The 13,137-nt window shown below is 59.9% G+C and carries 16 protein-coding genes; 11 read left to right on the top strand and 5 right to left on the bottom strand.

The features are described from left to right. Positions 1-11 precede the first annotated feature (11 nt). A complete protein-coding gene (locus tag IMX17_RS08750; protein ID WP_182264698.1) occupies positions 12-788 on the top strand; it encodes a metal-dependent hydrolase in 777 nt (258 codons plus the stop codon). A 343-nt stretch (positions 789-1,131) separates the two neighbouring features. Then, positions 1,132-2,565 (top strand): PTS glucose transporter subunit IIBC, encoded by a 1,434-nt coding sequence (ptsG, locus tag IMX17_RS08745; protein WP_019455831.1) that lies wholly within the window; start codon positions 1,132-1,134, stop codon positions 2,563-2,565. A gap of 56 nt (positions 2,566-2,621) precedes the next feature. Here ptsG and IMX17_RS08740 read toward each other — a convergent pair whose 3' ends face one another. After that, positions 2,622-2,987, bottom strand: coding sequence for a DUF4180 domain-containing protein (locus IMX17_RS08740; RefSeq protein WP_046899270.1), 366 nt, complete (start codon positions 2,985-2,987; stop codon positions 2,622-2,624). A 14-nt stretch (positions 2,988-3,001) separates the two neighbouring features. After that, on the bottom strand, positions 3,002-3,472 hold the full coding sequence (gene mntR, locus IMX17_RS08735; protein WP_016928182.1) for a manganese-binding transcriptional regulator MntR: 471 nt from the start codon (positions 3,470-3,472) through the stop codon (positions 3,002-3,004). A 229-nt stretch (positions 3,473-3,701) separates the two neighbouring features. Between mntR and IMX17_RS08730 the strand changes: the two genes are divergently transcribed. Continuing rightward, positions 3,702-5,006: an Nramp family divalent metal transporter gene (locus IMX17_RS08730; protein WP_193549615.1), complete on the top strand. Its 1,305-nt coding sequence runs from the start codon at positions 3,702-3,704 to the stop codon at positions 5,004-5,006. A 9-nt stretch (positions 5,007-5,015) separates the two neighbouring features. Here the strand turns inward: IMX17_RS08730 and IMX17_RS08725 are convergent, their stop codons facing one another. Beyond that, on the bottom strand, positions 5,016-5,921 hold the full coding sequence (locus IMX17_RS08725; RefSeq protein ID WP_046899272.1) for a LysR family transcriptional regulator: 906 nt from the start codon (positions 5,919-5,921) through the stop codon (positions 5,016-5,018). Positions 5,922-6,079: 158 nt separating this feature from the next. Here IMX17_RS08725 and IMX17_RS08720 point away from each other — a divergent pair, with 158 nt between their 5' ends. Continuing rightward, a complete protein-coding gene (locus IMX17_RS08720; RefSeq protein ID WP_046899273.1) occupies positions 6,080-6,598 on the top strand; it encodes a DUF4440 domain-containing protein in 519 nt (172 codons plus the stop codon). Between the two features lie 50 nt (positions 6,599-6,648). Here the strand turns inward: IMX17_RS08720 and IMX17_RS08715 are convergent, their stop codons facing one another. Next, complete coding sequence (locus IMX17_RS08715; protein WP_193549614.1) at positions 6,649-7,398, bottom strand: SDR family oxidoreductase; 750 nt, start codon at positions 7,396-7,398, stop codon at positions 6,649-6,651. A 99-nt stretch (positions 7,399-7,497) separates the two neighbouring features. Between IMX17_RS08715 and IMX17_RS08710 the strand changes: the two genes are divergently transcribed. After that, positions 7,498-7,875 carry a helix-turn-helix domain-containing protein gene (locus tag IMX17_RS08710; protein ID WP_080350253.1) on the top strand — a complete coding sequence of 126 codons (378 nt, stop codon included), beginning with the start codon at positions 7,498-7,500 and terminating at the stop codon, positions 7,873-7,875. Here the strand turns inward: IMX17_RS08710 and IMX17_RS08705 are convergent. Next, complete coding sequence (locus tag IMX17_RS08705; protein WP_193549613.1) at positions 7,872-8,777, bottom strand: transporter substrate-binding domain-containing protein; 906 nt, start codon at positions 8,775-8,777, stop codon at positions 7,872-7,874. The genes IMX17_RS08710 and IMX17_RS08705 overlap by 4 nt on opposite strands. Before the next feature lie 221 nt (positions 8,778-8,998). Here IMX17_RS08705 and hinT point away from each other — a divergent pair, with 221 nt between their 5' ends. The 6 genes from hinT (at position 8,999) to ycfP (ending at position 12,893) form a co-directional block, all read left to right on the top strand. Beyond that, entirely contained in the window at positions 8,999-9,349 is a 351-nt protein-coding gene (gene hinT, locus IMX17_RS08700; RefSeq protein WP_004928776.1) for a purine nucleoside phosphoramidase, read from the top strand. Positions 9,350-9,360: 11 nt separating this feature from the next. Further along, positions 9,361-9,750, top strand: a complete 390-nt coding sequence (locus IMX17_RS08695) for a YcfL family protein (protein ID WP_025302428.1) — start codon at positions 9,361-9,363, stop codon at positions 9,748-9,750. Positions 9,751-9,776: 26 nt separating this feature from the next. Continuing rightward, positions 9,777-10,367, top strand: coding sequence for a penicillin-binding protein activator LpoB (gene lpoB, locus IMX17_RS08690; protein ID WP_193549612.1), 591 nt, complete (start codon positions 9,777-9,779; stop codon positions 10,365-10,367). After that, entirely contained in the window at positions 10,348-11,214 is an 867-nt protein-coding gene (thiK, locus tag IMX17_RS08685) for a thiamine kinase (protein ID WP_182264694.1), read from the top strand. Before lpoB ends, thiK begins: the two co-directional genes overlap by 20 nt. A gap of 37 nt (positions 11,215-11,251) precedes the next feature. Continuing rightward, a complete protein-coding gene (nagZ, locus tag IMX17_RS08680; protein ID WP_182264693.1) occupies positions 11,252-12,271 on the top strand; it encodes a beta-N-acetylhexosaminidase in 1,020 nt (339 codons plus the stop codon). Between the two features lie 79 nt (positions 12,272-12,350). After that, positions 12,351-12,893 (top strand): alpha/beta hydrolase YcfP, encoded by a 543-nt coding sequence (gene ycfP, locus IMX17_RS08675; protein ID WP_015377468.1) that lies wholly within the window; start codon positions 12,351-12,353, stop codon positions 12,891-12,893. Positions 12,894-13,137 lie beyond the last annotated feature (244 nt).

Below are 13,137 nucleotides of genomic sequence, written 5' to 3'. Positions count from 1 at the left end.
AGTTAAAAATTATGTTGTTAGTCGATTCTCATTGCCACCTTGACGGCCTGGATTATCAAACGCTGCACCAGAATGTGGACGATGCGCTGGCCAAGGCCAAAGCGCGCGACGTCGGCTATGTGCTGGCGGTCGCCACCACGCTGCCGGGCTACCGTTCCATGACCGAACTGATCGGCCAGCGCGACGATGTGGCCTTCTCCTGCGGGGTGCATCCGCTCAACCTGGAAGAAGGCTATGATTATGCCGAGCTGCGTCGCCTGGCGGCGGCGGAGCAGGTGGTGGCGCTGGGGGAGACCGGGCTCGATTACTTCTACCAGAAAGACAACCTTGAGCTGCAGCAGGACTCTTTCCGCGAGCATATCCGCATCGGCCGGGATTTGAACAAGCCGGTGATCGTCCACACCCGCGATGCGCGCGCGGATACGCTGGCGATCCTGCGTGAAGAGAACGCACAGGACTGCGGCGGCGTACTGCACTGCTTCACCGAAGATCTGGCCACCGCCGAAGCTTTGCTGGATCTGGGCTTTTACATCTCTTTCTCCGGCATCGTGACCTTCCGCAATGCCGAACAGCTGCGTGAAGTAGCCCGCTATGTGCCGCTGGACCGCATTCTGGTGGAAACCGACTCGCCTTATCTGGCGCCGGTGCCGCATCGCGGCAAAGAAAACCAACCCGCCTATGTGCGTGATGTGGCTGAATACATGGCGATATTGAAGGGCGTTAGCCTGGAACAACTGGCCGAAGCGACCACCGCCAACTTTTCACGCTTATTTCACCTCGATCTGTGATCTTTGACCTAGGCTATAGCTGTAGGTCATTGTCTGCATAATTTTTTTTGAGCTCGTAATTAATCACTGAAACGGGTAAGGTTCCCTCCCGTTTCAGGTTGTTCGGTGCGTATTTTTTGGCCTTTTTTGCCAAAAAACAGCCGGTTTATGCAAAGTTGCTGCGGCTCGATCATCGAAACGTGATTGTCATCAAACATTGCGCAGGCTATTTATTTTACTCTGCGTAATAAATTCAAGGGGTGCTCAGACACCCTGAATTGCAGGGGTTTTTCTCCCCCCCTTGCAGCGCGACCAATCGCGACAAGAAGTAGCAAAGCATTATTACTCAGGAGCACACTCAACTATGTTCAAGAACGCATTTGCAAACCTGCAAAAAGTAGGTAAATCGCTAATGCTGCCGGTGTCCGTGTTGCCTATCGCAGGTATCCTGCTGGGCGTCGGCTCCGCCAACTTTAGCTGGCTACCTGCGGTAGTCTCCCACGTGATGGCGGAAGCGGGCGGTTCGGTCTTCGCCAACATGCCTTTGATTTTCGCTATCGGCGTCGCCTTGGGCTTCACCAACAACGACGGCGTTTCCGCGCTGGCGGCGGTGGTGGCTTACGGCATCATGGTGAAAACCATGGCGGTGGTTGCGCCGCTGGTGCTGCACCTGCCGGCTGAAGAGATTGCGGCCAAACACCTGGCGGATACCGGTGTGCTCGGGGGGATTATCTCCGGCGCCATCGCGGCCTATATGTTCAACCGCTTCTTCCGCATTCAACTGCCGGAATACCTTGGCTTCTTTGCCGGTAAGCGTTTCGTGCCGATCATTTCCGGTCTGGCGGCGATCGTTCTGGGCGTAGTGCTGTCCTTCATCTGGCCACCGATCGGTACGGCTATCCAGACCTTCTCGCAGTGGGCGGCTTATCAGAACCCGGTTGTAGCCTTCGGCATTTACGGCGTGGTTGAGCGTGCTCTGGTGCCGTTCGGTCTGCACCACATCTGGAACGTACCGTTCCAAATGCAAATTGGTGAATTCACCAACGCGGCGGGCCAGGTATTCCACGGTGATATCCCTCGCTACATGGCGGGCGACCCGACCGCGGGCAAACTGTCCGGCGGCTTCCTGTTCAAAATGTACGGTCTGCCTGCTGCGGCCATCGCCATCTGGCACTCGGCCAAGCCGGAAAACCGCGCGAAAGTCGGCGGCATCATGATCTCCGCCGCGCTGACCTCGTTCCTGACCGGTATCACCGAGCCGATCGAGTTCTCCTTCATGTTCGTTGCGCCGATCCTGTACGTGATCCACGCTATCCTGGCCGGTCTGGCGTTCCCAATCTGCATTCTGTTGGGCATGCGTGACGGCACCAGCTTCTCGCACGGCCTGATCGACTTTATCGTACTGAGCGGCAACAGCAGCAAAATCTGGCTGTTCCCAATCGTCGGCATCATCTACGGTCTGGTGTACTACACCATCTTCCGCGTGCTGATCGCCAAGCTGGATCTGAAAACCCCGGGCCGTGAAGACACCGCTGCCGAGCAGACTGCGCAGGGCGGTTCCGAAATGTCCGCAGCGCTGGTTCAGGCCTTCGGCGGTAAAGAAAACATCACTAACCTGGATGCTTGCATCACCCGTCTGCGCGTCAGCGTGGCCGACGTGTCCAAAGTTGACCAGGCGGGCCTGAAGAAACTGGGCGCAGCTGGCGTAGTCGTCGCTGGCTCTGGCGTGCAGGCCATCTTCGGCACCAAGTCTGACAACCTGAAAACCGATATGGACGAATATATCCGTAATCACTGATTCAGGCAGGGGAGTTACCAAGGGAGGCGAAAGCCTCCCTTTTTTATTGCCTTTCGTCAGGCGCCAAGGCGCTGTTCGAGTTCGGCGAGAGAAGGGAGGAACCAGACCTGTTCGCCGCGATTGGCTTCGCGCACAAAGTCTTGCAGCGCGTTGCTTTGCGCTAACCAAGGGGTGATATCGCCCAGCAGGGCCACACGCAGGCGGTAGTTGATGAATTTCTGCAATACGGCGCCGGCCATGCCGCTCCTCAGCTGGAAGAAGGCGGCGTCGAGGCGGCTGACGGGGAGGGCAATCATCCCGGCCTCGTGTTCAAAGGCGGGCGCGATAAACAGGCTGACGTCGTTTTCGCTTTTCAACATCGGCCCGGCTTCGGCGAATACCACCAGGCGCTGATCGTAGACTTGCTGCACGGCGTAGCTCATCGGTGCTCCGGGAGTCAGGGTTTGGCATGTTTTTGCAGGTAATGCTCGAACACCGCCAGCGTTTCGTCCGAGATATGGTGTTCAATCCCTTCGCTGTCCAGCTCGGCGGTTTCGCTCGGCACCCCGAGGCACATCAGCAGATCGACCACGATGCGGTGACGGCGGCGCACCTTCTGCGCCAGTTGCTCGCCTTCCTCCGTTAAAAACACCCCGCGATAAGGGCGCGATTCCACCAGCCCGGCGCTTTTGAGCCGCGCGATATTTTTGATCGCCGTCGGGTGAGAGACGCCGAAGCGGCGCGCGATATCGGTGGTTCTGGCTTCACGGGTGCTTTGCAGCAAATCGGCGATCAGCTCAACGTAATCTTCGATCAGCGCATTGGACTGCGCTTCGCGGGCGCGGCTAAAACGCAGGGCGTGCTCGGCCTCGTCCGGCATGTCGGTCTGGGCGTGGCGGTCGGCGTTATCTGGCGCGCGGGTAACCATAGCGTGGGGCGTCCTGTAAGCATAAAAATGGCGTCTCCCGGCAATGCGGGAGGGTTGCCCTAAGTTAGTCCAAATAGCACACATTATCAATTCGATGCCATGCATTGTGGTAGTTAGAAATATCTCTACACAAAGCCCATTAATTTCGCCTGTTGCATAAAGTGTAGCCGATGCTACATTGTCAGCATGAACGGTGGAAAAATAACCAGTAAAAGATTAAGGGTACTTCATGCGAGACGCGGCAACCCCCTCATCGTTAACCGAACGGACAAACATCGCGATTGGCGCCGCCCTTGCCGGGCGCAAGCGCGGCGCCTTCACGCCGCTGCTGTTCGCCGGCCCGGCGGTGATTGCCTCTATCGCCTATATGGATCCCGGTAACTTCGCCACCAACATCCAGGCCGGGGCGAAATACGGCTACAGCCTGCTGTGGGTGGTGGTGATGGCCAACCTGATCGCCATGCTGTTCCAGGCGCTGTCGGCCAAGCTCGGCATCGTCACCAACCGCAATCTGGCGGAGATGTGCCGCGACCAGTTTTCACGGCCGGTGGTGATCGGCATGTGGCTGCTCAGCGAAGTGGCGGCGATGGCCACCGATCTGGCGGAGTTTCTCGGCGGGGCGATCGCGCTGGCGCTGCTGTTCCACATGCCGCTGCTGGCGGGCATGGGGGTGACGGCGGTGATCACCTATGCGCTGCTGATGGTGGAGAAAAAAGGTTTTCGTCCGGTTGAACTGATGATCGGCGGCCTGGTGGGCATCATCGCGCTGTGCTACCTGGTGGAAATGTTCATCGTGCCGGTGGATTGGCAGGCGGCCGGCCTCGGCATGGTGACGCCGCAGTTGCCGGATGCCCAGGCGCTGACCATCGCCGTCGGCATTATCGGCGCCACCGTGATGCCGCACGCCATTTTCCTGCACTCGGGGTTGACCCAGCACCGCAGCCCGGCCAGCGACAACGGCGAGCGGCGCAAGCTGCTGCGTTTCTCCAATATCGAGGTGGTGATCGCGCTGGCGCTGGCCGGGCTGGTGAATATTGCGATGGTGATCATGGCCTCGAGCGCCTTCCACGCCGGTAACAGCGACGTGGCCGAGATTGGCACCGCCTACCATACGCTGACGCCACTGTTCGGCGCGGCGGCGGCCGGCATCTTCCTGGCGTCGCTGATCGCCTCCGGCATTTCCAGTTCGGTGGTGGGCACCATGGCCGGGCAAATGATCATGCAGGGCTTCGTCGGCTTCCGCATCCCGGTGTGGGTGCGCCGCCTGGTCACCATGGTGCCGGCGTTTATCGTGGTGGCGATGGGCGTCAACGCCACCGACGCGCTGGTTTACAGCCAGGTGGTGCTGAGTTTGGCGCTGCCGGCGCCGATGATCGCGCTGGTGATGTTCACCCGCCGCCGCGACATCATGGGCGAGTTCGCCAACGGCCGCTGGACCAGTCTGGCGGCGGTGGTCGGCACGGTGGTGATCGTGCTGCTCAACGCGGTGTTGTTGCTGCAGACTTTCGGCGTCGATATCCCTGGATTGGGGTGAGCCGCGCGATCAGGGCCTGGCGAATTTTTCGGCGAACAGCTCGCTAATGAAGTCGACGAAGACCCGAATTTTGTGGCTGCGATCCCGCAGGCGCGGATAGAGAATATTGATCGGCGCCCCGGTGGGCGCCCACTCCTGCAGTATCGGCTCCAATTCCCCCGTCTTCAGATAATTTTCCAGCGTGCAATCCAGCAAGTAAACCAGGCCGAGGTGATTCCTGGCAACCTCGCACAGCGATTGGGAATGGTTAAAGCTCAACAGCGGGCTGGGCGCCAGAGAGTAGCGTTCGTCGCCGCGAATGAACTGCCAGTCATCCGCCGCCGCCGCGCCTGAACGGATAAATCCCAGCCGCTGGTGCTGTTGCAGTTGTTTTGGGTGTTCCGGCCGGCCGTGGCGCGTAAAATAATCGGGAGACGCACAGCACAGATAGCGTGGTTGCAGCAATTGACGGCTGACCATCTCGGGGATGTCGCCGGCGCCGATGCGAATAAATACGTCGGCGCGATCTTCCGCCGGATTGACCAAGCGATCGCTGACCGACACGCTGAGCTGCAATTCCGGGTATTGTGCCAAAAAAGCCGGCAGCGCCGGGGCGATATGCATGCTGCTGAGCATCGAGGCTATCTCGACCCGCAGCGGTCCGCGCGGTTGTTCAAAGTCGCCCGACAGGTCGTTTTTCAGCCGGTCAAACTGCTGCAGTATCGCCTGCGCGGTGCGGTAGCAACGCTCCCCGGCGCTGGTCAGGGAGAAGCGCCGGGTTGAGCGTTTGAAGAGGGGCTGCCCGAACTGTTTTTCAAGCTGATTGATGCTGTACGTGACGCTGGCCGGGGAGAGCCCCATTTTGGTTGCCGCCTGGCTGAACCCCTCCATTTCTACCACCTGGCAGAACACGCGTAGCGCATGCAGTTCATTCATGTTAACGGCTTCAATTATTTAAATTATTAAAAGAGTATTTTTAAATATGCCGGCTGTCAATTTAACGCGGCATTGGATAGTTTATTTTCAGCGTTTTTATTCATCTGAAATCGCATCCTGTATTGCCATAATGAAATAACGCCGAAGAGGATATTTATATGAGAAAGTTAACTGCCGTATTGTTATTGGCGGGAGCAGGCTTGTGCGGCCAAACGTATGCCGTAGGCAGCGAGGCCGCGCCACAAAGTTACAGGGTTTCCGCTGATGCGGGCGTTGCGGCTGAGCAGAAGGCGGTTTATCAGCTGATAAACCGATATCAGACAGCGCTTAATGCCGGCGATACTCAAACTATTTTGTCACTTTTTGCACCACAAAGTTATTCGCAGTGGAACGAAAGGCCGACGGCGGACAGCAATGAAAAGCGCCGCCAACAATATGACGACCTATTTAAGAAAGAGAAATTTGAAACCGAGTTCGTGTATGACAGCGTTAGCGTGAACGGTAATATGGCCTATGTACGCACGCACCATCATCGCGGCGCAACGGTCACCCGAATAAGCGACGGTGCCACCCTGATCGATTTAAATCGTGAAGTATTTGTATTGGAGAAACAGCAGGGGCAGTGGAAGATCGTAGTCTACACCTTTAATACCAACCCGATTCAAGGGGTGAGCTGAGTGGCACCTGATAAAGGCCGCATAAGCGGCCTTATTGTGCTGCGCGATAGTTAAAGATTCCCCACGCCGCCGTCCATCTGCAGCTCGGCGCCGACCATAAAGGCCGACTCATCCGCCGCCAGAAACACCACCGCTTTGGCCAGCTCCAACGCGCTGCCCATGCGGCCGATCGGCACCAGCGCGCGGATATCGTCGCGCAAGGCCCGCTCATCCGCTTCCGCCAGCCCCAGCTTACCCAGCGCCGGGGTTTCGGTCGGGCCGGGGCTGAGGCCGTTGACGCGAATGCCGCGCGCGTGCAGCTCGCCGGAGAGCGTTCTGGCCAAAGATAACAAACCGGCTTTGCTGGCGGCGTAGGCGCTGCTCTGCGGCAGGCCGATATGGGCGCTGACCGAACCGCACAGGATCACCGAAGAAGGGTTGGCCAGCAGCGGCAGCAGCGCCTGGATCAAAAAGAACGGCCCCTTCAGGTTGATGTCCATCAGCCGCTGATAGCTCTGCTCATCCCACTCCTGCAGCGGGCGATGCGTGACGTCGCCGGCGTTAACGTACAGCACGTCCAGCCGCGGCCACCGTTGCTCCAACTGCTGCGCCAGCGCGCGCTGCTGTGGGATGTCGCCGGCGTCGCTCAGCAGCAGCAGCGCGTTGCCCGCCAATGCCTGGCCTGCAGCGTCCAGGGCGCGTTGGCTGCGGCCGGTGATCGCCACTGTTGCGCCCTCGGCGATGAACTGGCGGGCGGTTTCCAGCCCGATGCCGCTGGTGCCGCCGGTAATCAATGCGTATTTGCCTTGCAGTCGTGACATAACCGATTCCTCTTTAGCGTCTGTTGCGGCATTATTTGCGCTATAGTTCCTTTTGCATAGTAGGCACCTTTTGGATACTAAAGGGCGAGGTGGGATGAAATGACGACGCAAGCGCCCTTAACGGCGGAAAATAATTTGGCGACGTTGCCGACGGCGGGGGAACCCTGCCCGATGGTGGACTTCGTCAATCTGGTGTCGGGCAAATGGGCGATACCCATCCTGTACCGGCTGATCATAATCGATGGCCCGGTGCGATTCAGCGAGCTGCAGCGGGCGGTGGCACCCATCGCGCAAAAAGAGCTGACGCGCCAGCTGCGGCTGTTCGAACAACGCGGTCTGGTGACGCGGCAGGTGTATCCCGAAGTGCCGCCGCGGGTGGAGTATCAGGTCACCGCGCTGGGCAAATCGCTGCGGCCGACGCTGGACTCGCTGGCCGAGTGGATGCGTCGGCATGCCCCGCAGCTGATCGGCGGTTAGTCGCCGATGCCCGGCGGGTTGATGGTTGAACGCTCGACCTTTTCGTCGCCTTCGCCCCAGCGTTCCAGCACCTGCGCATATTCGCCGCTGACGATCGCACCATTGATCGCGGCGTTGACGGCGTTCACCAATCCGTTGCCTTTTTTGGTGGTGACCGCGACGTAGGCCACGTTGGGGACGATGCCGACCATTTTGGTTTTGCCGGTCAGCGCCGCCTTGTAGGCGCCGGTGGAGTGGGGGCCGAAGAACGCATCGGCGCGCCCGGACTGAATGCTGAGGTTGGTGGCGGCGTCGTCGGTCACGTAGATCGGCTGTACCGGCGGCAGCCCGGCGGCGCGGTTCTGCTTATCCCATCCCAGCAGAATGTTTTCCTGATTGGTGCCGGATCCGACGATGATCCGCAGCCCGGCCACGTCCTGCGGGCGATTGATCGCGGTGATGTGGCTGGTGGATTTGACGTAAAAGCCCAGCGTATCCACCCGGTAGGTGGCGAAGTCGAATTTGGTTTTGCGCTGTTTGGTGACGGCGATGTTGAAGATCGCCGCATCGTATTTGCCCGCGCTGATGCCCAGCGGCCAATCTTCCCAGGAGGTGGGCACCAGATTCAGCTCCAGCCCGAGGCTGTCGGCCACCAGGCGGGCGATGTCCGGATCGCTGCCGATCAGCGTTTTATTGTCTTCGGCGAACAGCGCCAGCGGCGGCGAGTTCTCGAATGCTACCGCCACCGTCAGCTTGCCGGGCACCGCGAAGTGAAAGTCCGCCGGGATCAGCGCGATAGCGGCGGGGTTTTTCTCCGTGTGTATCGGCTCTCGGTTAGCCTGCAGGTCGATACCGCCCGACGGAGCCGCCTGCACGGCGGCGCTCAGCAACAGCGCGCACAGCGCCGAAATTCTCGGTAACATAACGCCCTAGATCCTTTGTTAATCATGGGGTTACTATTGGCGGCGGCGCGGGGCAAGTAAAGCAACATTAGTGAATAACCAAAGTGAAAAGATGCACAAGCGGGGGGCCGGGCTGCGCGAATCTGCAGCACTCGACGTGGAAAGTGCGCAATCAGGTTGAAAGCAGTAGAATTTGTCACTCATACTGCGTACAGCTAATTGTGTAAAACAAGGAACGCCAGATGGCCGAAGAAACGATTTTCAGTAAAATTATCCGCCGCGAAATCCCTGCTGATGTGGTTTACCAGGATGAACTGGTCACCGCTTTCCGTGACATCTCCCCCCAGGCGCCCACCCATGTGCTGATCGTTCCCAACGTGCTGATCCCAACCGTCAACGACGTGACCGTGGAGCATGAGGCCGCATTGGGCCGCATGATCACCGCCGCGGCGAAAATCGCCGAACAGGAAGGCATCGCCGAGGACGGCTACCGCCTGATCGTCAACTGCAACCGCCACGCCGGTCAGGAGGTCTATCATATTCATATGCACCTGGTCGGTGGCCGCTCGCTGGGGCCGCTGCTGTCACGTTAAGCGAGGAAATCATGCGCGGTAAAAAAACTCTGCGTTGTCTGATGGCGTTGGCGCTGCCCGCCGCGTTGCTGATGGGGTGCAGTTCGCCATCCGGCATCGCGGTTAACCGGGGGCAAACGGTGGTGATGGATCCTTCGGTGCTGACCGCCGGCATTTTTGCCGATACGCCCTCTGTCTCGAACGCTTCCGGGCGGGTGATGGCGACTTCGGTGCTCAATAACAGCCAACCGACGCCGGTCACCGTGCATTATCGTTTCTATTGGTACGACGCGCAGGGGCTGGATATTCGCCCCTTCGAGAAACCGCGTGAGATCGTCGTGGCGCCTAACTCGGACGCCAAAATCTACTCGATTAACGGTAATCTGGAAGCTAAAAGCGCGCGTCTGTATCTGTACCTGTAAGCGCTTGCCAGGTTTGGAGAAAAAGCATGAAAAACTACGTCTTAGTGGCGCTGGCCGCATTCACCCTGAGCGGCTGTCTGTCGCGCCCGCCTGAGCCGGATCAGCCGTTGCCACCGGTCACCGTCGAACCGGAACAGCCGACGCCGCCGGTCGAGCAGCCGCAGCCGCCAACCACCGAGCCGGTGCCGCAGCCGCCGAAAATCCAGCAGCTTGACTGGCTGGGCAGCGTTCAGCCGCTGGTGAATCAGATGCTCAAGGCCGATGGCGTCACGGCCGGCAGCGTGCTGCTGCTGGATAGCGTCAAGAACAACACCAACGGCTCGCTGCAGATGGGCAAAGCCACCGCGGCGCTGTATAAGGCGCTGGCGTCGAACTCCACCTTCAGCGTGGTGCCGGAAGTGAAGCTGACCAGCGCCAGACAAACGCTGGGCCTGTCGGCGGATGACAGCTTCGGTTCGCGCAGCAAGGCGATTGGCCTGGCGCGCATAGTCGGCGCGCAGTACGTGCTGTACAGCGACGTCAGCGGCGACGTGAAGTCGCCGGCGCTGGATATGCAGTTGATGCTGGTGCAAACCGGCGAGATCGTCTGGTCGGGCAATGGCGCCGTTAAACGCTGAGGCCGCGCTGCGACAACTGATGGAAACCAGACTGCCGGCGGTGAATACCGCCGGTTGTCATTTCAGCCCGGTGCAGGGGCTGACCGGCGAGAGCTGGCGCATCGACGGATCGGACATCACGCTGCTGGCGCGGCAAAACAGCGCGGAGAAACGCGCGCTGGGCGTGAGCAGACGGCGGGAAGCACGGGTCTTGCGTCGCTGCGCGTCGGGGCTGGGGCCACGGGTTTTCGCGCAGAATAATCAGTGGCTTGTCCTTGAATGGCTTGAAGGTGACATCGTCACAGAAGCTGAGTTTGACGCGCTGAATCAACGCGGCGAGCTGGCGGCGATGGCGACGACGTTGCATCGGCGGCCGCTCAGCGGTTACCGGCTGGATCTGCGGCGGCAGTTCATTCGTTACTGGCAGCAGCTGGATGGGCGGCGTCTAACCCCCGCCTGGCTGCGTTGGCAGCGTCATTTCTTACGCTGCGCGCCGCCGCGGCCATTACGCCTGGCACCGCTGCACATGGACATCCACCCGGGCAATTTGCTCGCGACCGGCGAGGGGCTGCGGCTGATCGACTGGGAGTATGCCGCCGACGGCGATGTGGCGCTGGATATCGCCGCGCTGTTTCGCGGCAACGGCTGGGCGGCTGAGCCGCAGCAGCGCTTTTTGCAGCACTACGCGCGTCAGGGCTATCACGACGTCGCCCGGCTGCAGGCCCAGGTGCAGCGCTGGCTGCCGTGGGTGGATTATCTGATGCTGCTGTGGTTTGAAGTGCGCTGGCAGCAGAGCGGCGACGTTGAATTTTTGCGCTGGGGCGCGGCGCTGCGCCGGCAATTCTGTTTATCATCATCCGAATTCTGAACGAACAATATGAAGTGAGGTGCCCGTGGGCCCAGTAATGCTAGATGTCGCCGGCTACGAGCTGGATGCAGAAGAACGCGAGATTCTGAAACACCCGCTGGTTGGCGGATTGATCCTGTTTACCCGTAATTTCCACGATGCGGAGCAGCTGCGTGAGCTGGTGCGCCAGATCCGCGCCGAATCGCACGATCGGCTGGTGGTGGCCGTGGATCAGGAGGGCGGGCGCGTGCAGCGCTTCCGCGAAGGCTTCACCCGCTTGCCGGCGGCGCAATCGTTCGCCGCCTTGAACGATGCGCAAGAAGGCGGCCGCCTGGCGCAGGAGGCCGGCTGGCTGATGGCGGCGGAGATGATCGCGCAGGATATCGACATCAGCTTTGCGCCGGTGCTGGACATCGGCCATGCCAGCGCGGCGATCGGCGAGCGTTCGTTCCACAGCGATCCGCAGCAGGCGTTGGCGATGGCGGAACGCTTTATCCTCGGCATGCGCAGCGCCGGCATGAAAACCACCGGTAAGCACTTCCCGGGGCACGGCGCCGTCAGCGCCGATTCGCACAAGGAAACCCCGCGCGATCCGCGGCCGCTGGCGCAGATCCGCGAGCATGACATGGCGATCTTCCGCGAGCTGATCAATCGTCAATTGCTGGACGCCGTCATGCCGGCTCACGTCATCTATACTGAAGCGGACCCGCGTCCGGCCAGCGGCTCGCCGTACTGGCTGCAGCAGATCCTGCGTCAGGAGCTGGGCTTCGACGGCGTGATTTTCTCCGACGATCTGTCGATGGAAGGCGCCGCCATCATGGGCAGCTACGCCGAGCGCGGCCAGGCGGCGCTGGATGCCGGTTGCGACATGATCCTGGTGTGCAACCACCGCGAAGGTGCGGTCAGCGTGCTGGATAACCTGTCCCCGGTCAAAGCAGAGAAGGTGAAGCGGTTATATCATCGCGGTCAGTTCACCCGTCAGGAACTGCGCGACTCCGAGCGCTGGCAGCAGGCGCACAAGGCGCTCAGCGCGCTGAGCGAACGCTGGGAGGAGCACAAGCAGCGTTCGCAAGGGTGAACCCAGGCGCCGCATCGCGGCGCGGAGCGGAAATGATGAGGGCCGCGCCCGCGGCCCTTGGCTTGTTGCGAGGATCCACATGATTATCTATTTGCACGGCTTCGATTCCACCAGTCCCGGCAATCATGAAAAGGTGTTACAGCTGCAGTTTATCGATCCGGATGTGCGCTTTATCAGCTACAGCACGCTGCACCCGCGTCACGACATGCAGCATCTGTTGAAAGAGGTGGACAAGGCGGTGCAGCAGGGCGGCGATGCGCACCCGTTGATCTGCGGGGTCGGCCTCGGCGGCTTCTGGGCGGAGCGCATCGGCTTCCTGTGCGGCATTCGCCAGGCGATGTTCAATCCCAACCTGTACCCGGAAGAGCACATGCACGGCAAGATAGACCGGCCGGAAGAGTATCGCGATATCGCCACCAAGTGCGTGGAGGATTTCCGCGAGAAAAACCGCGATCGCTGTCTGGTGGTGCTGTCGCGCCACGACGAGGTGCTGGATAACCGGCGCAGCGCCGAATTGCTGCATCACTACTACGAGATCGTGTGGGATGAACAGCAGACGCACAAGTTCAAAAACATCTCGCCGCATCTGCAGCGGCTCAAGGCGTTCAAGGCGCTGGGTTAACAGTTTCATAACGCTGCCGCGAGCCGCGCTCCCCGTTTTTCACCGACGGAAAGTGCGGCTTTTTTGTGCGCCAAAGCCAGATTTTGCGTGGCAATCGGCAAAATTTAAAACTGTGACTCAGCGCTAACTATTTGAATCGCAATCCCCAAAAAATGCCCTCGTCCAGCCTTTAACCAAATAAAATTGATGTACGTCAATTTTGGTATGACCAAATAACCTCACATGCTATTCTGGCTGCAGAGAG

Source organism: Serratia sp. X3, from assembly GCF_014982455.1.
Taxonomy (GTDB): domain Bacteria; phylum Pseudomonadota; class Gammaproteobacteria; order Enterobacterales; family Enterobacteriaceae; genus Serratia; species Serratia ureilytica.
This window is presented reverse-complemented; position numbering and strand designations above follow the sequence as displayed.